13 protein-coding genes and 1 pseudogene are annotated in these 22,392 nt (G+C 63.8%); 6 read left to right on the top strand and 8 right to left on the bottom strand.

Going from position 1 to position 22,392, the window contains the following annotated elements; genetic code table 11:
• Positions 1–62 precede the first annotated feature (62 nt).
• Together ACT53T_RS22255 and ACT53T_RS22250 are read left to right on the top strand one after the other, a co-directional pair.
• Positions 63–902 carry an ABC transporter permease gene (locus ACT53T_RS22255; protein WP_476162884.1) on the top strand — a complete coding sequence of 280 codons (840 nt, stop codon included), beginning with the start codon at positions 63–65 and terminating at the stop codon, positions 900–902.
• Entirely contained in the window at positions 899–2,539 is a 1,641-nt protein-coding gene (locus tag ACT53T_RS22250; RefSeq protein WP_476162883.1) for a dipeptide ABC transporter ATP-binding protein, read from the top strand. The genes ACT53T_RS22255 and ACT53T_RS22250 overlap by 4 nt, the downstream gene beginning before the upstream one ends.
• A 32-nt stretch (positions 2,540–2,571) precedes the next feature.
• Here ACT53T_RS22250 and ACT53T_RS22245 read toward each other — a convergent pair whose 3' ends face one another.
• From ACT53T_RS22245 to ACT53T_RS22230, 4 genes are all read right to left on the bottom strand, one after another.
• Complete coding sequence (locus ACT53T_RS22245) at positions 2,572–4,566, bottom strand: dipeptide ABC transporter ATP-binding protein (protein WP_476162882.1); 1,995 nt, start codon at positions 4,564–4,566, stop codon at positions 2,572–2,574.
• Complete coding sequence (locus ACT53T_RS22240; RefSeq protein ID WP_476162881.1) at positions 4,563–5,360, bottom strand: ABC transporter permease; 798 nt, start codon at positions 5,358–5,360, stop codon at positions 4,563–4,565. The genes ACT53T_RS22245 and ACT53T_RS22240 overlap by 4 nt, the downstream gene beginning before the upstream one ends.
• Positions 5,361–5,470: 110 nt before the next feature.
• Positions 5,471–6,388, bottom strand: a complete 918-nt coding sequence (locus tag ACT53T_RS22235; RefSeq protein WP_476162880.1) for an ABC transporter permease — start codon at positions 6,386–6,388, stop codon at positions 5,471–5,473.
• 10 nt (positions 6,389–6,398) lie between these two features.
• Positions 6,399–8,003 carry an ABC transporter substrate-binding protein gene (locus ACT53T_RS22230; protein ID WP_476162879.1) on the bottom strand — a complete coding sequence of 535 codons (1,605 nt, stop codon included), beginning with the start codon at positions 8,001–8,003 and terminating at the stop codon, positions 6,399–6,401.
• 68 nt (positions 8,004–8,071) lie between these two features.
• Here ACT53T_RS22230 and ACT53T_RS22225 point away from each other — a divergent pair.
• A pseudogene (locus ACT53T_RS22225) lies at positions 8,072–8,662 on the top strand (LLM class flavin-dependent oxidoreductase); the annotation flags it as partial.
• 429 nt (positions 8,663–9,091) lie between these two features.
• On the opposite strand, the gene ACT53T_RS22220 reads toward ACT53T_RS22225, so the two are convergent.
• The 4 genes from ACT53T_RS22220 to ACT53T_RS22205 form a co-directional block, all read right to left on the bottom strand.
• A complete protein-coding gene (locus ACT53T_RS22220; RefSeq protein ID WP_476162878.1) occupies positions 9,092–10,657 on the bottom strand; it encodes a rhodanese-like domain-containing protein in 1,566 nt (521 codons plus the stop codon).
• The gene (locus ACT53T_RS22215) at positions 10,658–11,251 is read right to left on the bottom strand and encodes a cysteine dioxygenase family protein (protein WP_476162877.1); all 594 of its coding nucleotides are present in this window, start codon (positions 11,249–11,251) and stop codon (positions 10,658–10,660) included.
• A gap of 137 nt (positions 11,252–11,388) precedes the next feature.
• Positions 11,389–14,490, bottom strand: coding sequence for an amidohydrolase family protein (locus ACT53T_RS22210; protein WP_476162876.1), 3,102 nt, complete (start codon positions 14,488–14,490; stop codon positions 11,389–11,391).
• A 120-nt stretch (positions 14,491–14,610) separates the two neighbouring features.
• A complete protein-coding gene (locus ACT53T_RS22205) occupies positions 14,611–17,076 on the bottom strand; it encodes a TonB-dependent receptor plug domain-containing protein (RefSeq protein WP_476162875.1) in 2,466 nt (821 codons plus the stop codon).
• Between the two features lie 596 nt (positions 17,077–17,672).
• Between ACT53T_RS22205 and ACT53T_RS22200 the strand changes: the two genes are divergently transcribed.
• From ACT53T_RS22200 to ACT53T_RS22190, 3 genes are all read left to right on the top strand, one after another.
• The gene (locus tag ACT53T_RS22200; RefSeq protein ID WP_476162874.1) at positions 17,673–20,105 is read left to right on the top strand and encodes a TonB-dependent receptor plug domain-containing protein; all 2,433 of its coding nucleotides are present in this window, start codon (positions 17,673–17,675) and stop codon (positions 20,103–20,105) included.
• Between the two features lie 231 nt (positions 20,106–20,336).
• The gene (locus ACT53T_RS22195) at positions 20,337–21,461 is read left to right on the top strand and encodes a dipeptidase (RefSeq protein ID WP_476162873.1); all 1,125 of its coding nucleotides are present in this window, start codon (positions 20,337–20,339) and stop codon (positions 21,459–21,461) included.
• Positions 21,462–21,634: 173 nt separating this feature from the next.
• Positions 21,635–22,288 (top strand): TetR/AcrR family transcriptional regulator, encoded by a 654-nt coding sequence (locus tag ACT53T_RS22190; RefSeq protein WP_476162872.1) that lies wholly within the window; start codon positions 21,635–21,637, stop codon positions 22,286–22,288.
• Positions 22,289–22,392: the final 104 nt, after the last annotated feature.

The raw sequence follows: 22,392 nt of genomic DNA, 5'->3' as shown, positions 1-22,392 counted from the left end.
ACACGCGATCCGAACAGTCCTCGGCTCGCCTTCGCGTCGCGGGCGGCCGAGCGGTGCTCGCGATGGGACCGCGGAGATCGGCGCGCGGCGCCGCGCGCCTCGGATTTCTGCTGCGCAGACCAGGCCTCGTCCTGTCGCTCGCCATCCTCGCTTTCGTCTTCGTCGCTGCTGCGGCGCCGACGCTTCTCACATCCTATGATCCCTATCTGACCGCGCCGGCCGAAAGGCTGGCGCCGCCGAGCGCCGCGCATTGGTTCGGCGCGGACGAGCTCGGACGCGATCTGTTCGCGCGCATCGTCCATGGCGCGTCGCTGTCGGTGCAAGCCTCGTCGATCGCGGTCGGAATCGCCTTCTGGATCGGCCTCGCGCTCGGGGTAATCTCGGGCTTCATCGGCGGTCGCGCCGATGCGGCGATCATGCGCTTCATCGATGTAATTCTGGCCTTGCCGAGCCTGCTGCTGTCGCTCGCGATCATCACGGCAATCGGCTTCGGAACCATTCCGGTCGCAGTCGCGGTCGGCGTCGGAATCATGCCTGGCTTCGCGCGCACCACGCGCTCCGAGGTGCTGCGCGTCAAGACGCTCCCCTATGTCGAAGCGGCCCGGCTCGGCGGCGCCAGTCAAACGCGGACCTTGCTGCGGCACATTCTGCCCAATTCCTGCGGACCGGTGATCGTGCTGGCGACGCTCGATTTCGGCGTCGCCATCATCGCCGTCGCCGGCTTGAGCTTTCTCGGCTTCGGCGCCGCGCCGCCCGCCGCAGAATGGGGCACTCTGATCGCCAATGGGCGCAATTTTCTCGTCACGGCCCCATGGCTCTCGCTGATTCCCGGCTTCTTCGTCATGGCCGTCGTTCTCGCCGCCAATCATGTCGCGCGGACGCTTGAGGAGCGGCGGCCATGAGCATCCGCCCGCCGCTTCTCACGGTCCGAAACCTCTCCATCGCCTATCGCGCCGGAGGATCGCTCGTTCCCGCGGTCCAGAATGTGGAGCTTTCGATCGAGCGCGGCGAGACGCTCGCCATTGTGGGCGAGTCGGGTTCCGGCAAATCCACCATCGCTCATGCGATCCTCGGTCTTCTCCCCGTCAATGCGCAGATTCTCGCCGGCGATCTCTCGATCGACGGCGGCTCGTCGACGTCCGTAGCCGATGTGGAGACGCTCGGCCTGCGGGGCAAGGTCATCGGCTTCGCGCCGCAAGATCCGATGGTCGGGCTCAATCCGACCATGCGCATCGGCGGACAAATCGGCGAGGCGGTGACGAAAGCGAGCGGACTGCTTGGGCGCCGGGTGGAGGCGGATGTCGCCGCGCTGCTGGAACAGGTCGGCATCGACGAGCCGGCGCTTCGCGCGCGGCAATATCCGCATCAATTATCGGGAGGCATGCGCCAGCGTGTGCTGATCGCCATCGCGCTCGCCGGAAATCCGGCGCTCATCATCGCGGACGAGCCGACGAGCGCGCTCGACCCGACGGTCCAGAAGAGCATCCTCGACCATCTCGCTCGTTTGGCAGCGACGCGCGGGGTGGCGCTTCTCATCGTCACGCATGATCTCGGCCTGGCGGCGGATCGGGCCGATCGCATCTTCGTCATGAAGGATGGGCGCATCATAGAGCAAGGTCCGCCTCGCGCCCTTCTCGCGGCGCCCGAAGAGGCGTATACGCGCGCGCTCATCGCCGCCGCGCCCATTCTCGGCGGCAAAGGCGCTCTCGTCCCTCGGCGCGCGAGCCGGCCGCCCGGCGTCGAGCTTCTGCGTTTCGAGAATGTGTCCAAGCGCTTTCCCACACCGACTCCCGGCGCGCCGTCGCGCGCTTCGACGGCGCTGGACGATGTCGGCTTTGCGGTCCACGCCGGCCAAACCCTCGCCATTGTCGGGGAATCGGGATCTGGAAAGACCACGATCTGTCGGATCGCGCTCGGCCTCGAGAAGCCGAGCGACGGTCGCGTGTTGTTCGAGAATCGCGATATCGGCGGATTGAGCTGGCCCGCGTTTCGGCCCCTTCGTCGACGCATTCAGCTCGTGCAGCAAGATCCTTTCGCCTCGCTCGATCCGAGATTCACCATCGCCGAATGCGTGGTCGAGCCACTCGTCTCCTTCGGGCTAGAGAAGCGCAGGGGGCTGCAAGCCGCCGCGAGCCGACTGATCGATCTCGTTCAGCTGCCGCGCGAGGCGGCGAGTCGCTATCCGCGCGAATTATCCGGCGGACAGCGGCAACGCGTCGCGATCGCGCGCGCTCTCGCGCTGGAGCCCGAACTGCTGTTCCTGGACGAGCCCGTATCGGCGCTCGACGTCTTGATCCAGTCGCAGATTCTCGCCCTTCTCGACGATTTGCAACGGGCGCTGGGCGTCGCCTATGTCCTCGTGTCACACGATCTTTCCGTCGTGGCTTCGGTCGCCGATCACGTCGTCGTCATGCGCAGGGGCAGGATCGTCGAGCAAGGGCCGATCGCCGACGTTTTTGGCGACCCCGCCCATGCCTATACGCGGGAGCTGCTCGACGCTACGCCCGGTCGACGCTCGGCGGCGCTCGTCGCCGTGTGAAACCGCCGAGGCGTCAGAGAAGCGCTTCGGGCTCAGAGCGAGACATGACAAGCGACCGCCCGCGAATCCGCGCCGATGGAAGCGAGAGCCGGCGCCTCCTCACGACAGCGCGCGACCGCGGTCGCGCAGCGTGGATGAAAGGCGCAGCCGGACGGCGACGATACAGAAGACGGGATCTCGCCCTCGATCGGTGAGAGGTCTCGGCGAAGACGCGGGTCGAGCTTCGGGATCGCCGCGAGCAGAGCCTTGGTGTAAGGGTGCGCCGGATTATGGAACAGCGCTTCGGCGGGACCGATCTCGACGAGCCGACCGAGATACATGACGCCGATGCGGTCGGATACATGGCGCACGACGTCGAGGCCATGTCCGATGAAGAGCATGGTGAGGCCGAGGCGCTCCTTCAGCTCCTGCAGCAGATTGACGATCTGCGCCCGAACCGAGACATCGAGCGCCGAGACGGCCTCGTCCGCGACGACGAAGCGCGGGCGCAGCGCGATCGCCCGCGCAATGGCGACGCGCTGGCATTGACCGCCGGACAAGCGATGCGGATGCGCGCTCTCCAGCGCCGGATCGAGTCCCACTTCGGCAAGCAGCGCGGCGACCTTGTCGCGCCGTTCCGCAGCGGTCCCCCTCTCATGCGTCACGAGCGGCTCGGCGATGATCTCGCCAACGGTCCAGCGCGGATCGACCGAGCCGTGTGGATTCTGGAAGATCATCTGCATGTCGCGACGCATCCGCCGCAGCGGCGGCCCCCCGAGCCGCGCGAGATCGACGCCGTCGAAATCGACGCGGCCGGCGTTCGGTCTCTCCAATCGCAGCAGCAAGCGGCCGAGCGTCGACTTGCCGCTGCCCGACTCGCCGACCAGGCCGAGGGTCTCGCCTCTCGCGATCGTCAGGGACACGTTGTCGACGGCGCGCAGGCTCGTCCGCCGCGCGCCCGGCCGAGCGGAACCGATCGGATAATGCCGGACGAGCCCGACGGCTTCGATCAGCGGCGTGGCGGAGACCGGCCGCGGCGCGCGAGGCGGCGCGGGCTCTGCGACCGAGGCCGCGAGGCTCGGGCTCTCCACATGCGGATGCCAGCAAGCGACGCGCGTGGAGCCTGTCTCGACGAGCGGTGGCGTCTCCACCGAGCAGCGCCAGCTCGATATCGGGCAGCGCGGATGAAACCGGCAGCCGGTTGGCAGAGCGGCCAGGTCGGGAATGGCCCCCGGAATGGCGCGCAACGAACGGGAGGGCACGGCCTCTCCGATGAGGGACTGCAGCAGTCCTCGCGAATAGGGATGCGCGGGCCGCGTGAAAAGATTGGCCGTCGGCGCGTCCTCGACGATGCGCCCGGCATACATCACGACGATCCGATCGGCGATCTGAGCAGCGACGCCGAGATCATGGGTGATGAGCAGCACCGACATGCCCGTCTCGCTCTGCAGCTCCTGCAGCAGCCTCAGGATCTGCGCCTGAATGGTCACGTCGAGCGCCGTCGTCGGCTCGTCGGCGATCAGCAGATCGGGGCTACAGGCGAGCGCCATGGCGATCGACGCGCGTTGGCGCATCCCGCCCGACAATTGATGCGGATATTGATCGATGCTCAGCTCGGGATCCGCGATACGCGTCCGCCGCAGCAGAGCGATCGCGTCGCGCCGTGCGTCCGCGGCGCCGATGCGTCGATGGCGGCGGATCGCCTCGGTGATCTGGCCCCCGATGGTGAGGAGCGGATCGAAGGCCGTCATCGGGTCCTGGAGCACGACGCCGATCCGCCGACCGCGCAGCGCGCTCATCTCCTCCTGCGTCCGGCGCGCGAGATCGCGGCCGTCGAACCGTATTTCGCCGGACGTGATCGCGCCGCCCGCGTAATCGATGAGGCGCAGCGCCGAGAGCGCCGTCACGGTCTTGCCGCTGCCCGACTCGCCGACGAGACAGACCGTCTCTCCGGCGCCGATCGTCAGATCGATCGCGTCGAGCGCCTCGACACGGGCGCCGCGCCCTTGCAGAGTAACCGACAGTCCGGCGATCTCGAGGCGCGTCATCGCGGCGCCCATGTTTCGAGACGCGGGTCGAGCCGATCCCGCAGCGCGTCGCCGAGGAGATTGACGGACATGACGAGCGCCGTGACGGCAAAGCCGGGGAAGGCGGCGAACCACCAGGCGACCGTTATATAGCCGCGGCCCTGATGCGTCAGAAAGCCCCAATCGGGTAGGTCGTCGACGACATCCAGGCCGATGAAGCCGAGGGCGGCGCCCGTCAGAATGGAATCCGCGACGCCGAACGTCGCCATGACGAGCAGCGGCGAAAACGCGTGCGGCAGCACGTGACGCAGCAGGATCGAGCCGTGGTCGACGCCGATCGCGCGCGCCGCCTCGACGAATGGACGACGCGAGATGGCGAGCGATTGAGCGCGCATCAGTCGCGCATAGCGCGGCGCGCCCACTCCACCGACGGCGAGGATGATGCTCCAAAAGCCTGGCCCGAGCGCAGTAGCGATGAGGATCGCGAACAGGATCGGCGGCGTCGACAGCCACAGATCGACGAAGCGCATCGCCACGAGATCGAGTGCGCCGCCGAAATAGCCGCAGACGAGGCCGATCGCCCCACCGACCGCCGCTCCGAGCAGCGCGGCGAGCGCGCCCATCAGCACGGAGTGGCGCGCGCCGTGGATCACGAGGCTGAGCACGTCACGACCGAAGTGATCCGTCCCCATCCAATGGGCGAGACTCGGCGGGCGCAGGATGGCATCGGTATCGAAGTCGGTCGGGTCGTAGGGCGAAAGCCAATCCGGCGCGAGCGCGCAGAGCGCAATCACTGCGACGACGAGCGCTGGCAACGCTATCGCGAAACACGACGATCGACTTCGTCGCAGGCGCGTCGATGACGACATCGCGCCTTTCACGATTGCACTCGATCCGCGCGCCTCGTTAGGCTCCACTGTCCGGTTCACGACTCGATCCTCGGATCGATGACGCGATAGACGATATCCGTCAGAAGATTTACGATGCAGAAGACGATCGAGGCGAGCAGCGTCGCTCCGAGCGCCATCGGAATATCCTTGCCTCCGACCGCTTCCGCAAGCAGGCGGCCGAGACCCTGGCGCGCAAAAACCGTCTCGACGACGACTGCGCCAGAGAGCATCTCACCCGTGAGAACGCCGAACACGGTGACGGCCGGCGCCAAAGCATTACGCAGAACATGCCGGTAGAGCACCGCGCGTTCGCCGAGGCCCTTGCCGCGCAACGCAACGACGAAAGGCTCGTGCAAAGCCTCCAGAACATTGGCGCGAACGAGGCGCGCGAGGGGGCAAGCGGCGATGAGGCCGAGACAGAAAGCCGGCATCACGAGCTGCGCCGCCGCGCCGTTTCCGACCGCGGGCAGCCAGCGCAGGCTAACGGAAAACAAGAGGATCAGCAAGACGCCGAGCCAGAAGGGCGGCATGGAGGCGAAAAAAAGCAGCGACGATCGAATCGCGTAATCGCCCCATCGGCCGGCCTTGACGGCGCTGACGACGCCGAGCCCAATTCCGCTCGCGAGCGCCAGGACGCCGGCGGCGAGCGTGAGCTCGAAGGTGGCGGGCGCCTGCTCCACCAACCGCTTCGAGACCGGCTCGCCCGTCGTGAACGAAACGCCGAGATCGGCATGCGCGAGACGGACGACATAGCTCAAATATTGCTCGACGACTGGCTTGTCCGCGCCGAGGCGATTGCGGATCGCCGCGACTGTCGCCGGATCGGCGTCCGGCCCGGCGACGAGCTCGGCCGGATCGCCGGGCAACCAGAACAGAATGAGGAAGATGAGCGTGACCGCGCCATAAACGACGACCGCCGCGCTCAGCAGACGCTGGAAGAGAAAAGCGATCACGTTTTGCGTCTCAACTGCTCAACCAGGCTTCATGAAATTGTGGAAAGCCATGCGCGTCGATGACGACCCCCTGCGTCGAGGCGGAAACGGCGAGATTATAAAGCAGCACATAGATCGGTATCGCATAGACCTCGTCGATGATCCGTCGTTGTGCTCGCATATAGAGCGCTTTGCGGGCCTCCGGCTCGTCCTCGCGCGCCGCCTTTCGCAGCCAGTCGGCGAGCGGGTCATCCTCGATCTGCACCACCGATAGACGATTGCGCGCCTCGGGCGCAAAGACACGCCGCAGCACGTCGGGATCGTCCGCGAATTGCGCGCCGCCCGAAATATCGTAGTCACCCGCGAGCTGACGCTGGACGAGAAGCGGTCCGCTCTGGCTCTCGATCGTCAATGAGACGCCGATCTTGGCGAGCTGCCGACGGACGAGCTGCACGACGTCGAGACGCTGCTCGCGGTTGCCTTGAGCATCGACGAAGCCGAGCGCAAGCTTCTTGCCCGCCTTCTCGCGGACGCCGTCGGCACCGCGACGCCAGCCCTTGCTCTCGAAAATATCGGCTGCCTGCTTGGGATCTGGCTTCCACGAGCCTGCGAGCTCCTGCTCCGCGGAGGCGAACATCGAAGGGGAGAGCGGCGACCAGGCGCGGGCGAGCGAGCCGAGATAGACGGCGCGAACGATGGCGTCGACATCGATCGCGAGACGAAGCGCGCGGCGAAGATCGGGATCATCCCAGGGCGTGCGCCGCGGATTGACGAATAGCGCGTAATTGGTGTTGAGCAGCTCCTGCTGCACCAGACGGAGATCTGGCGAGGAGCGGATCGTCGCCAGATGCTGCGAGGGGACGAGGTCCGCCACGTGGACTTGCCCACTCTGCAGCGCGGCGACGCGCGTCGAATGGTCCGGCACATTCTTGAACGTCAGACGATCGAGCCGCGCCGGGCCTGAAAGAGTCGACGTCGACGGCGCCGAGCGATAGTCCCGATTGCGCTCGAGCCGAATCTCCGCGCCCGCCGCGAGGCCGATGAAACGAAACGGACCGGTGCCGACCGGATTCTGACCGATCCCCTCGCCGTATTTCGTGATCGCGGTGGGAGAGACGATCCCGAGCTTCGTCGAGCTCAAATTGCGCAGCAGCGGCTCGAAAGGCTCGGCGAGCGTGATGCTCAGCCGATTCGGAGCGAGCGCTTCCGTCGCGACGAGAGGGCCGAGCTCGCCGCGCGCATAGGTCGCGACATTCGGGTCGATGACGCGATCGAAATTGAACTTCAACGCCGCCGCGTCGAAGCGAGAGCCGTCGTGAAACAGCACATCCTCGCGCAGATCGAATACATAATGCCGGCGATCCGGCGAAATCTCCCAGGAGCGCGCCAGCCATGGGCCGACGGTCTGATCGGCGCGTAGCACGACGAGACTGTCGTAGATCGAGCGAAAGACGCGGTTGTGGGGCGCGAACAGCGAATTATGCGGGTCCAGCACGAATTTGACGATCGAGGCGCCGTCGAACGCCACCGTCAGCTCCCCGCCAGAGAGCGGCGATTGCGCCGCGAGCGAGCTCCCGAATGGCGCGGCGACGAAGGCGCTCGCCAGCAGCCCATTGAACCGACGCCTCGTCGTCATCGTGACGCGTCCTCACTCAGTGATCAAAGCCATATCAATCTACCATTTTCAGGCGCCCGGGCAATGCGATGATCGGACGTCGATCCGCGAGTTTTCTCAATCGATCGAGTTGGGCAAATCAACCTCTCACTGCGATGGGCGCTTCGGGATCCAGCGTCGTCGCCCCGACGGTCGCCGCGCGAAAATTCGCGACTCTCGATCAGTTCACCAGAGGTCGCGCGTCCGTCAACATCATCAGTGGCGGCGACGATCATGAGCGGCGCCGCGACAGCGACTATCTTATCCATGACGAGCGCTACGAACGCCGGCGAATATATCGAGATCTACAAGAGGATTTGGACGAGCGATGCTTCGATCGACCATGCCGGCCGGCATTGTCTTTTCGAAGATAATGTCTCGCGGTGAAGCCGGTTCAAAAGCCTCACGTTCTGATTTACTTCTCGGGATCGTCGGATGCGGCGATCGAAATCGGCGCGCGCTTAGCCGACGTCTATATGCTCTGGGCGGAATCGCTCGCAAGAACGCGCGATCAGATCACGCGCATCCGCGCCGCCGCCTCCAGGCACGGGCGCGCCGACGCGATCCGCTTCAGCCTCTCGGTTCGTCCAATCCTCGCTCCGACGGAAAAGAAGGCCTGGGAGCGCGCGCATTCCATCCTCGAGGCGGCGAAGGCGTTGCGCGAAGCGACCACGTCGATTGTGGCGGCCTTTCTTCGCCGGCGTAACGATGCTCCGGCCAATACGGGCTCGCTCCGCTTGTTGAAGGTCGCCGCCGAGGTCGCGGTAGTCGACATGAGACTTTGGACCAAGATCGCGCCGCTGACCAACCGGCGCGAGCGGCAATTCGACGGCACTCGTGGGCATGGCGGAGCAGGTCGCGGAATCTTTGCTCGACTATCGTGCGATCGGCCTCGACGCCTTTCTCATCCGCGGCTTCGATCCTCTCGCCGACGCCCTCGATATGGCGAGGAGCTCATTCCGCTCGTTCGGCGCGAAGCCGCGCTTCGATACGCTGTGCGCGAGCCCCACGAAACTCCGAAACTCGCGCCGCGGTCCGCCGACACGAGCTCCGCGACGATCGTCGGCCTCCTATCTCACGACGTGAAAGTTGGCAACGCCGTCATTGGCCAGCTGCGCGACGAGCTGAAGCTCCCAGTCGATATAGGCCCGCATCGCCTCGCGCGCATTGTCCGTTCCCTCATAGGGTCTCTTATAGACGTCGTCTGGCGCGCTGATCCAGATCGCGTCTTCCGTCGTCAGCACGCCGAAGGCGGCGTTCCCGCCTGCGAGCGCGAGAACTTCGTCCCCTCTGCTCGCTCTTGCGCGCGAGAGATTGTCGAGAGCGATCTCGCCGTCGGTCGACGTCAGCACGATCGTTCGCTCGCTCGGGAGCGCCGCGAGGTCGCGTTCGAGATGAGCGGCCGCCGCCCAATGGGCGCCCCGGATATGACCGGCGCGATATTCCGTGGAGCGGCCGATGTCGACGACGATGAATTCCCCGCGCCGCGCGACGACCTCCGCCGCGAGGATGACGTGTCCGGCGAGCGCCGGCGAGAGCGGACGTCGACGCGTCGGCGAGCCGAGCTTATTCGTGGCGCCGGCGTCGGGCGACAACACATAAGTCTCCCAGCCGAGTTGAACGAGCCAGGACGCCGTCGTCAGCGCGCGCGCCTCGGCGTCGTCGTAGAGCACGATGCGCGCGCCGCGCACGCCGATCCACTCGTCGGTCGCCTGCACGAGCTGGCCACCCGGAGCGGAGCGAAATCCTGCGACATGACCGGCCGCGAACTCCTCGGGCGTGCGAACGTCGAGCAGATAGAGAGTGCGTTCGGCGCGCTGCTCGAGAAGGGTTTCGAAGCGGGCCGCATCGATCGTCTCCACCCCGACATGCTCCGCCCGCGCGCGAGCGGCGGCGACCGCCTGCGCTCGGCCGATATCACTCGTCGGTGGGCAGCGGCGCGTCTGGCCGACATCGAGCGCGAGACCCTCGAGCGTCCAGCCGATGGTTCCGTTCCGAAGCGCGGCGACACGATTGGGAAGACCTGTATCGACGAGCGTCTGCGCGCCGATGATGGAGCGCGTGCGGCCCGCGCAATTGACCAGGATGAACGTGTTTGGCGAAGGCGCGATATCGAAGATGCGCAGCGCCAATTCGCCGCCGGGCGTGCTGACGCCCTTGGGGATGCTCATCGCGCGATACTCCTCGAAGCGACGGGCGTCGACCACGACGAGATCCGGCTCCTCCGCAATGAGCTTCGCCGCGTCCAGCGCCGGGAGCGAGGGCGTGTGGCGTATGGATTCGACCAGTTCGCCGAACGCCTTTGATGGAACATTGACGTCACGAAACAATTCGCCGACCTCACCATAGGCGGCGAGACCGCCTCGGAGCAGGCGCACATCAGCGTAGCCGAGCTCCTCAAGACGGCGCGCCGCTCGTTCGGCGAAGCCTTCGCCATCGTCATAGACGACGAGCGTCGCCGAGTGGCGCGGCGCGAGTTCAAAGATCCGGGCGTCGATTTCGGAGATCGGGAGGGATATGGCGAAGAACGGATGCGCCCGCGAATAGGGTCCTTCCTCGCGAGCGTCGAAGAGCGCGACCTCGCCGCCATCCCGCCAGATTTGCCTCAATGCGCGGGCGGAAATAGATCCTGCCATTCAATTCAGCTCCCGAGAACGATCCCAGAGATTGGGCGTCGCGAGGTTCGAATAGCCGGATATGAAGGCTTTCTCGACGCCCGTCGCCGGGTCGAATGTCGCGCGCCGCACGGCGCCAATATTTCCGCCATAGACGTGTATACTGATCGAAACGCCATCGGGCCGGGCGTTGGAAATTTCATGAATGTCGCCGAGGCGCGGCGAAACGGCGACGACCGCGCCTTGCTCCAGCCGCCGCGGTGCGCCGGCCGTCAGCCTTCCGTCTGGCGCGCGGCGATAGTCGATCGACTGTTCCGCGCCGCGCAGCAGGCCGACGAGGCCCCAGACGCGATGGTCATGCACGGGCGTCTTTTGGCCCGGTCCCCAGACGAAGCTCACGATCGACAGACGCTCGAGGGGATCGGCGTGCAGAAGGTATTGCCGGTAGAATTGCGGATCCGCGGCGCCATATTCGTCCGGCAGCCAGTCGTCATGGGCGACGAGCTCGTCCAATCGGGGAAGAATGTCGGCGAGCGTCTGGGCTTCATCCCATCCGCGATCGATGATTTGCGTCGTCTCCACGACGAAGTCGCGCAGCCGTCGGATCGATGTCATTCTCGCGCTCCCGAGCTTTCGTTTTCGATCTTCATTGGCGAGCGGGGTCGGCCCGACAAGTGAGTTCTTCGAATAGAACCCATGAGCGAGGTCGTGGGATTCCGACACGAATGTCTTGCATTGGCTTTGGTCCGCGCTCAGGCGAAGTGTCCGGCGCAGCAGCAGGCGGCACGGCTCTCCGCGACGAATTGCGTGCTGTGCCACCAATATTCGGACTCCCGAGCCGCCGTTTCGATCTCAACGCAGCTCATTCGCTTGCGCGCATTGGCCCCGGAAAATGGCGCTCGCAACGCCGCGGCCGTATGAACGACGCCATTTGCGACAATGGCGTCGATCGCCGCCGCATCCTCTATGCGGCTCAGTGGGTCGCCGTCGACAAGTAGAAAATCGGCGAGCGCGCCCGGTTCGATCACGCCGATCGGCTCTTCGAGGAACTCGCCCGAAAAGCGCGTCGCCGTGGACAGCGCTTCCCAAGGCGCGACGCCGAATCTCACCATTGCACGGAGATTGAGATGCAGGCTCAGGCCAGAGAAGTCGAGGGGCGCGTCGGTGCCGGTGACGACGCGACCGCCGGCGTCGAGCGTGTCGCGGATTTGCCGAACGCTGCGCTCGAGAAAGGCGAGCAGAACGGCGCGCGCCGTCCGGTCCTCGACGATACGCTTCGCCATCGCATTCAGCCGGGCCTGCTCCCAAGCGGGATAGAGCGTGCGCACACGCTCGTCATCGACGATCGATGGAGTCTCGCCCAGCAAGGCCCAGGCATGGAACAGGGTCGGCGTACGCGCCGCCTGCGCGGCGCCGAACAGACGAGTCACATCCTCATAGCCCGCGCCGAGCGCGCTGATGGTACGCGAATAGCCGAAACGGCTCGTCGCGCCCAAATGCTCGACGCCGTCGACGCCGAGGGCGAGCGCCGGATAATGATAATGTGAGGTGACGTGCCGGCCCCACCCCTGCGCGATCCGCGCGATCTCGGCCTGTGCGGCGTGCGGCAGGCGCACATAGGTCTTGATCAAGTCATAGGAGAGCGCTCGCGCCCGCGACAGCTCGAGGGCGAGCTGTCCCTCCTCGGTCACCGGCCGCATGAAATTATAGAAGATGCGCGAGCCATCGAGCGGCTCGCCGGTCCCGAAGAGACGCGGGCCGAGCTTCACGCCCGCTTCGGTCGCTTCGCGGTCCTCGACCATATGATAGGACGGCCCGCCGGGCGAGCGTGTCGTCGTCACGCCATAGGTGAGCAGCAGTCGCCCGAAGCGATCGCCGAAGCGTTGCGACTGGCGATGCAGATGCATGTCGATGAGGCCGGGAATGGCGGTTCGGCTCGAGGCGTCGAGGAAGCGCAGATCGCCATCGCCGGGCGGAGCGGCAGTCGACGGCGAGAGGCTCCCGATGCGATTGCCTTCGACAAGAACATCCACGCGTTCGCGATAATCACGCCCTTTTCCGTCCCAGAGCCGCCCGACACGGACAAGCATTCGTGCGGCCGGCGACGCTCTGGCCCAGGTCAGCGGCAGATCGATCGGACGCGGCGGTCCACCCTCGATGTCGACGCGGCGCAATTTTCCGTTCGAGAGATAGAGGAGCGTGCGCGAATCGCCGCTCCAGCTCGGCGCGTCGGCGATCTCGTCGCTGAGCCGGCGCGGCTCGCCGGCAAAGCGTCCCTGCTCGTCGACCGGAACGATCCAGAGCGTGCTGGCGAACACATAAGCGAGATGGCGACCGTCCGGCGACCACACCGGACCATCGTCGCCGCGCGTGGCGATAGAGCGATGAGGCGCGATCGGAGCATAGCTCGCCTTGCCGGTCGCGCGCTCGATCGTGAGTATTTCGTTCAGCCCCTCGCGATAGCGCGCCGAATAGGGCTTGAACGCGGCGAGCGCGATATAGCGACCGCCCGGGCCGAAGCTAGGACGGCCCGGCTCCCACAATGGGCCATGCGCCATGCGCGTCTCGCCGGTCGCGACCTCCACCGTGTGCACGGCGCCGTTCTGGTCGAGAAAGACGAGCGACACACCGTCCGGCGACCAGCTAGCCGCAAAAGAGGCGTCGGCGCGACGCGTCAGTTGCCGGTCTTCCCCCGTGGCTAGATCGCGCAGCCAGATGTCGAGCACGCCGGCGCGATCGGACGAATACGCCAGCCATTTTCCGTCCGGGGACCAAGCAGGGTCGCATTTGTGAAAACCGTCCCGGATCAAAGGCGTCGCGCCGCCGCCGATCTCCAGCACATAGATGTCGTTCAAGGCGCGAAAGGCGATGCGTTTGCCATCGGGGGAAAGGCTCGGGCTGCCGATGCCGACGACCGGCCGCGGCGCGGTGGAATCGAAATCGCGACGCCGCTTGGCGTAGCTCGGCGCGGCGGCGGAAACCGTCGCCGCGAAGGGAACGACCCTCGCGGGCCCGCTCGTCGCCGCCAGCCGCCTGATCTTCCCGTTCGAGGCATAGAGAATATCCCCGGTCGCCAAATTGCTCGCGCGGAATGGAAACACATCCTCTCCGGTCACGACGGCCGCGCCGTCGCGCATCAGCCGCGTCTCTCCATCCGCCAGCGCGACATGAAGCAGGCCGCCATCGGGCGCGAAGCTCGGAGCGAAAAGGCCGGACGGGCGCAGCAGATCCGTCGAGCGAGGAATGGAGAGTCGCGTCTCGGCGCCGCCGTCGAAGTCGGCGACGATCAGCTTCGCGCCGCCTGCGACATAGGCGATGTGTGCGGCGTCCGGCGACCAGGCGGGCTCCGAATCCTGTGTGTCGCCTCGTGAAAAGAGACGGATCTCGCCGCTCGCGAGATCAAGGATATGTATGGCGTAACGGCCCTCGCTACGATCCGAGGAAAAGGCGATGCCTCGCCCATCCGGTGAGAAGCGCGGCTCTCGGTGATCATAGGGGCCGCTGGTCAGCTGCTTTAGACCCGATCCGTCGGCGCGGATCGTCCAGATATGAAAATTGCCCGAGCGATACGATTGGAAGCAGAGCGTCTCGCCGTCGGGAGACCAGTCGGGCTGCGCGATGTCGGCGAAATCGTCGGTGAGTCGACGTGCGACGCCGCCTTCGGCGTCGACGATCCATAGCACACCTAGGAGATCGAAGGCGATGCGCCGCCCATCCGGTGCGGCCGCAATGGCGATATTCGTACCCTCGTCGAGGATAATCTCGTGCTTCGACGCCAGATCGGCCTCGTCGACCGTCGCAAGCGCGCCGAGCGTGGGCGCGCTCGCAGTGGCGAACGTCACTCCTCCAGCCATGAGCAACGTCCTGCGATCGACTCCTCGGTGAAACTGGTCGACCATAGTATTCTCCGTGAGAACTTTTCATTTAATACGGCCGCGGACCACGCCTCCAAACCTGCATCGGCGACGTGTCATTCAGAACTTCCACGAAGCACGAGCGTAGTAGTAGCCGCCGTTGAAGCCATAGGGAGCGAAGAAATTATACGTGTTGGCGTGATAATACTGGGCATATAAGGGCGAAGCGTCGGGGCGAACGCCGAACACATTATTGCCACCGATGGCGGCATGAACGCCGAAATCAAAATCGTAGCCGATCTCGAGATCGGTTATGAGCTTCGGCGAGGTGACGGCGACGGTGTAGGGCGCTGCGCCCGTGAGGAAATAAGCCGTGGTCGAGGAAACCCAACCGTAATGCGTGAAATTCAGCGCGAACGTCCAATTGTCGCGAAGATAAGTTCCGCCGAAGATGATCTTTTCATGCGGCACGTTGGAGGTGAGATAGGATCGCGCTTGCGCATCGAGCAAGGGCGCGCCCTTGAACGCTGACGGTGAATCGGCGACCCGCAGGATCGCCGTCTCGAAGAAGGTCGCCGCCGCGTGAAAGCGAAAAATGCCATCCAGGCCGGTGTCGATCGAATAGTCCGCCTTTACATCGACGCCACGCGTGCGCGTGTCGGCGCCGTTCACATAGAAGCTCACATAGCCGGCGGAGCCCGGAGGGGGCGTATTACCGCTCGCCGCTATCGCGGCGTCCGCCGCCGGACCGTTCACAGTGCCAGTCGAGACGATACGATCGCGAAGATCGATCTGATAGGCGTCGACCGAAGCGTGGAGATTCGGCAATGGCTCCAGTACGAGGCCGACCGTCACATTGGTCGATTTTTCAGGCTTCAGGGCTTTCGCGCCGGCGAGCGCCGCGGCTGCCGAATTCGGAGCGAGCTGAATGATCGCCGAGAATGGCGAGACTTTTGACTGGGTGTAGAACTCCTCGGCCAGCGTCGGCGCGCGAAAGCCGGTGCTGACTGTTCCGCGGACCGCGATCTCCGGGGAGATATCATAGCGCGCGGAGAGCTTGCCGTTCACGGTGTCGCCGAAATCGCTATATGTCTCGTAACGGCCAGCGATATCCACTTTCCAACGCGGCAATGGCTTGGTGGCGACGTCGATATAGCCGGCGAAGGAATCTCGGGTGTGGTCGCTCGCGTCGGTCGGACGGATCCCTGCCCCGGCGGCGGCTCCGCTATTATAGTATGACCAGTAGTCGCCCTGTATGATGCGATAGGTGTCACGACGGTTCTCGGCTCCGATGGCCACATTGATCGGCTCGGGAAAAAAAGGCAATGACAGCGGCTTGACGAAATCGAGATTGAGCGTGCGTTGGGAATTGGAATATTGTCCGATATAGAACTGCCTGGGCGTCCAGCCGCGGTCTCGGAACAGCTCGGGATTGGCTGTTGTGTTGGCGCCAACGTCGATGACGTTTGCGCCATAAGTGAAGCCGAGATCCCAGCGACCGTCTTCGAGGAAGCTCCCCTTGAGTCCGGCCGTCACTGACCAATCGCTTTCGTGAATCGTCGTCGCCGGAGCAAAGCCGTAGGGATAGACCGATAATAAATTCACGCCGCTCACGACCGGCGTTCGAAAATTCTGGAACGACTCGCCTCTCCGCCCCCCGCCCGTGCCGAAGACATAAGCTTCGACGCCATTGTCGAATTCATAGCCGCCATTCAGTCCCGCCGCGCCTCGAATATAGGCGGCGTCGCCAGAAATGACGCCGACGGTTTTCGGATCGATCCATGGGTAGGCCGTGCCCGGCCCGACGCGCGGCGTATAGCCGTACAAGTTCGTATCTGAACCGCTCTGATTGGAATGCAGATGCGAGACGAGATCGGCGCTGAGATGCAAGAAGCCCTGGCTGCCCAAGGCGAAGCCTTTGTCGATCTGGCCCGTTCGAGTCAGCCCATTTCCGTGAGCGCTCGCGTTGTCGCTTGGGCCGTAGGAACCGACGAGAACGCTCGCCTGGCCCGAATCGAACGAGCTTTTCAAGATGATATTAATGACGCCGGCGATGGCGTCCGAGCCATATTGCGCGGCAGCGCCGTCTTCCAAGATCTCGATATGATCGATTGCCGAGACGGGAATTTGCTCGAGATCGACGCCGCTCGCGCCACTGTTGACGAGCGAACCTATGTTGGCCGTGCTGTGTCGGCGCTTTCCATTGACGAGCACGAGCACATGATTTGACGTGAGTCCGCGTAGGCGCGCTTGACGTACGAGATTGTCGAGCACTCCGTCGAAGCCGGTGAATGAAAAGGACGGAGCGAGCTTTTGCAACGCGCTCGCCAGATTGCTCTGGCCGGTCTGCTCGAGCCGATTGGCGCTGAGGACTGTGACGGGCGCGGCGCTTTCCCACGCCTTCACGGAGTAGTCGCGGGTTCCGGTGACGATGACGTCATCGATGGCGATCCCCGCCGCTCGTTCCTGCTTGGTGTCTTCGGCGTTGGCGGAATGCGTCGCCAACGCCAGACTCAGCGCGACGACGCTCGATTCGACCAGACCTCTACGAAAGACGGAGAGCTCCTTGCTCTGAACAGACACCATTTCATCCCTCATCGCAATCATCATTCGGCGAGGACTTCGCGGATGCACGCAAAGGCGACGACACGCTCGACCAGCGCTAGCTGAGCTGAAAGGCTAGCAGCCGCAGATCGATATCGACAAAGGAGAAATTCTAAACTCAAGCATGAGAGGTTCTGCTGCATTTCGGGGCCGGGTCGGAGCGGGTCGGGCTGAGAGATCGTCACTATTTCGTGTCGGAGCCTGCGCGCCGCGGCGACGCTGTGTGACAGGCCAGCGGCGTTCGCCGACCCGAGTCGAACTGAATTGCCTATCTCGAAATCGACCGGAGATCGCCTCTCGTTGTGGCGGATTGTCTTGCTTCATGCAACGTCGCGCCCGCACGAACGGGTATTGATGTTTCTTTTGCCTTCATCCGAAGTTCGACGCGTACGCGCGACAAATCTACGATTCTCATGTCAGCCTTTAGATTTTCTTCTTTGTCGTATCCACGAGAAGACTGATAGAGCAGAGGCTCCGGGGCGCGATACCTATGTTCGGCGCTTTCATGTGCTTCTGCGAAGTGCTCGCGGAATGCGAATTTCGACGAGGCTCGAATGGTCGTTGTTCAGCGCAAAATCTTGACCATATCCCATCGGCGCTCCATCGAAGCGAGCGCCGCTGCGCTCATTCTGGCGCTGGCCGGGCTATCCGCTCGCGCGGAGGACCGCAAGCCGACCGAGCTCTCAGTCGACGACATCATCGTCACCGGGACGCGCGACTACAATGTGAAGGCGCGCGAGAGCGCCTCGCCGGTCACCGTGCTCGGCTCCAATCGAATTGCGCAGACGGGCGCGAACAATCTGTTCGACGCGCTGCAGAAGCTCGATCCTTCATACGCCTTCAGCGGCTTCGGCGGCGATCTCGACAATCTCGTCCGCACGCCGAGCTTGCGCGGACTCACGGCTAATCATGTGCTCGTGCTCGTCAACGGCAAGCGCCGCCACAGCACGGCCAATATGGGCGAATTCAACAACAATGGCGTGAATGGCGTCGACCTCGAGCAGATTCCCCTTTCGGCGATCGACCACGTCGAAATCCTGGAAGATGGAGCAGCGGCGCAATATGGCTCAGACGCGATCGCTGGCGTCATCAACATCATTTTGAAGGACTCGCCGGACTGGGGCGAGGTCGGCGCGCTCATCGGCTCGTACGGACCGAGCAACAACACAAACACTCACGGCAACGGCCTTACGCGAACCGGGCGCGTCGACAAGGGATTTGCTCTCGGCGAAAGCGGGTTTCTGCATCTTTCCGCCGATCTCGCTTCGCATCTGCATTCCAATCAGAGCGGACCGGACAGAGGATTTTACAGCGCCTCGCCACGCGTCGGACCGGGCACGCCCTTTCCCTGGCTCAATCCCGATACGGTCGGGCTCTTCTACGGCGACGCTGCCTATCTGCGCGGAGCCGGTGGTCTGAACGCGGGCTACCAGTTCGACAATGGCGTCGAAGCCTATCTGTTCGGCACGGGCGCGCGACGTCGGGGTGAATCGTTTCAGGGATTCCGTACGCCGACCCTCAACGGGGCGCTTCCGACGATGCTCACAGTAAGCGGATTTCTCCCGGCCGAGACGATTCACGAGACCGACTGGTCGATCACCGGCGGTCTGAAAGGCTCCTTCCTCTCGGACGGCCGTTGGGATCTCGCCTTCACCTATGGGGCCGACGTGGTAGACGTCGGAATCAACGACACGGCGAACGCCTCCCTGTTCAACGCTCGAGGATGGACGCCGCGCCAATTCTACATCGGCCAATATTCCAACTCGCAACGCACAATCAACCTCGACTTCACTAAGCCCGTTCCCTTGCCCTTCTGGGCGTCTCCCTTCAACATCGCCTTCGGTGCGGAAAGCAGACGGGACACCTATCGCATCATTCAGGGCGACGCTTGGTCCTACTACGAGGGTGGACCCGCGGCCTTGGTGGGAATTCGTTCGACAGACGCAGGAGCGCATGGCCGCGACTCCTTTGCCGGCTATGTCGATGTGAGCAACAAGCCCTTGTCGCACTGGAAAATCGAGATCGCGGGCCGCTACGAGACCTACAGCGACTTCGGCGATACGGTGAATGGCAAGCTCTCGACGCGTTACGACGTGACGCCGCAGATCGCGTTGAGGGGAACCGTAAACACAGGCTTTCGTGCGCCGACGCTCGCCGAGGAATTCTACACCAAATCGCAGGTCTCCCCAGTGTCTGCGATCATTGTTCTCGCTCCCAATTCGCCGGCGGCCGCACTCGCCGGCGCGAAGCCGCTGAAGCCGGAGAAATCTACCAATGTGACGGTCGGCCTCGTGCTGGAACCCGTGCCGAATATGCACGCTTCGGTCGACGCCTATCAGATCGATCTTCGTGATCGTATCGTCTCGACCGGCACGTTGACCGGCGACGCGGCCAATGCGGCGATCGCCGCGAGCGGAAATGTGGTGTCGCCAGGCTTCGCGGGGTTCGTCAGCTATTTCGTCAATGGCGCCGATACGCGCACGCGCGGAGTCGATGTGAAGGCTGACTATTTGATCGATGCGGGTTCCGACGGCGCCTTCCACTTCGACTTTGCGGCGAGCTTCTTCGACACAACCATACTTCGCGTCGCCGAAGCGCCAGCGGCTTTCATCGGCTCGCCGCTGCTGGACGCGTCGGCGAAGTCATTCCTCACCGACGGCGTGCCGCATGAGAAGATCATTTTTGGCGGCTCCTATCTGCTCGACGCATGGACATTCACACTTCATTTCACGCATTATGGATGGACTACCCAGGTCACACCGAACTACGTGACCGGCGGCGCACCCTACACGACCGCCATCAACTCGCCGAAGCTCATCACCGATCTCGAGATCGGCTATGATTTCGATTTCGGCCTACATACCGCAATCGGCGGAAATAATGTCTTCGGCGTGCGTCCAGACGCCTCTCCTTTCTACGCACGCTTCACAAATGCGAATGGGACTAATAACTTCTCTCCCTACGGCATCAACGGGGGTTACTATTACGCCCGCGCATCGTTGAACTTCTAACGGACTTGCGAGATCCGTCGCGAGACGCCGCTACTCTCTGAACTCGAAGGCATTGCCTCGCCTATGTCCAAAATCTCGTCGCGCCACGGCGCTCGCGCAACGCGGTCCCGCCTTCCGTCAAACCACTTTCTCGCTGCTGCTTTCGCGACGCTCATCGCGGCAGCTCCCACTGCGCGCGGCGACTCCGTAGACGATCCCTCGACCGCCGCGGCCGACGCGATCCACAAGCGCTTGCTGACGCTTGACACGCATGTCGACATTCCATTCGAATTCATGTCGCCACAGGCCGACCCGGGCAGGCCGAGCAAATTGCAGGTAGACCTGCCCAAGATGCGAGAAGGCGGGTTGAGCGCCGCCTTCTTCGTCGTCTATGTTGGCCAGACCTCACGCACGGCGGAGAACTACGCGCAGGCGCGCCTGGGCGCCGAGACGAAATTCGCGGCGATCCACAAGATGGTGGAGACATATCCCGATCAGATCGAGCTCGCCCGGTCGGCCGCCGACGTCACGCGCATTCGCGCGAGCGGAAAGCTGCTCGCACTGATCGGCATAGAGAACGGCTTCGTCATCGGCAAGGATATACGCCTTCTCCAGCGCTATCACGATCTCGGCGCGCGCTATTTCGGCCTCGTCCATGCGGGGCACAACGACCTCGGCGATTCCGCCAATCCAGTTTCCTGGCTCGACAAAGGGCCCGAACACAGTGGTCTCAGCCCGCTCGGCCGGCAGGTCGTCGCCGAGCTCAACCGGCTCGGACTTATCGTCGACATTTCGCACGCGTCCAAGGAGACCGCGCTGCAGGCGATCGAACTGTCGCGCGCCCCGGTCATCGCTTCGCATTCGGACATCGGCGCGCTCAATCCGATCTCGCGCAATCTCGACGACGAAACTCTGGAAGCATTGGCGAGAAAGGGCGGTGTCGCACAGATCGTCGCCTTCGACTCTTATCTGTGGGTCGGCGCCGTCGCCAAGCAAAAGGCGCAGGAGGCGCTGCGTCGGGAATATGGGCTCGTCGATCCGTTCGCGGTCGGCAAACTCCCGCCCGACAAGGCCGCCGAGTATTTTCGTCGCCTGCTGGCGCTTGACCAGGTTTGGTCTCGCACGGATGTGAAAAGGCTCGTAGACCATATCGACTATGCTGTGAAAAAGATCGGCGTCGATCATGTGGGCATCGCATCAGACTTTGGGGGCGGCGGTGGCATCGTCGGTTGGAAGGACGCGAGCGAAACGTACAACGTGACGCGCGAACTGGTGCGGCGGGGCTATAGCGAGGACGACATCGCCAAGCTCTGGAGTGGTAATTTGCTACGCGTCATGGCGAAAGTAGAGGAGATTGCAGAGAAATCGCGCGACTAGCCCCTAGCGCATCCCTTTCGACCGGATAGCACACTCGCATTCTTTCGTTAGAGCAAATTTTGGTCTGTTGGACGATGTCTGTAAGAGGAGGTAATGAAGGCGATCCGCGGCGACTGGCGCGCAGCCTTCGTGCATCGGTCATGCATGCGCCGCTCAGGCAGAAAGGGACTGCGATGAACGCGGAACTCCCGACGGTCGATAACGAAGCGGCGGAGAAACGCGCTACCCTGCGCAAAGACGTCATTCTCACGGCGGCGCGGGCGCAATTTCTGGGACAGGGCTTCTCGGAGACCAGCATGGACGCGATCGCGCGTGCCGCAGGTGTGTCGAAAGCAACGCTCTACGTATATTTCGCGAACAAGGAGGCGCTCTTCGCCGATCTCGTCGAGAGCGAGTTTCGAACGTCGGTGCTTCGCTGCGCCGAACCTGATCTCAGCCTCGGCCTCGAGCCCGCGTTACGCAGGCTGGCGTGGGAGTTTGTGGGGTGCTGGCTCCGAAAGGACTCCACCGCATTCTTCCAAGCTGTATGCAGTGAACGCTGGCGCTTTCCCGGACTCTGCCTTCTGGTGTTCGAGAGTAATCAACGAGCTGCGCTCAAACTCCTCGTTTCCGTCTTCGAGGAGGCCGAGCGAGAAGGACTTCTCACTTTTGTCGACGCGAAGATCGCCGCCTCACATCTGCTTCATCTTGTCTTCGCGGATATGCCCCTTCGGATCGCGCTCGGCATCGCGCCGCCGACCAGAGCAGAGGCAGAGGCGACCGTTCAAGCTGGAATTGACTGCTTTTTGAGAGCGTATGGAACGTTGCGGTTTGCTTCTCTGGGATAGTCCGCCCGAGACGGCGCGGCGAACGTGAAACTCTGTCGAGTCGCCCGGAGGAAATTCGGTTTTGTCGCAAATTTTTTTCGAAGGTCGATATGGCCTATGATCGT

The sequence above is a fragment of the Methylosinus sp. DMC45 genome, from assembly GCF_056313885.1.
This window is presented reverse-complemented; position numbering and strand designations above follow the sequence as displayed.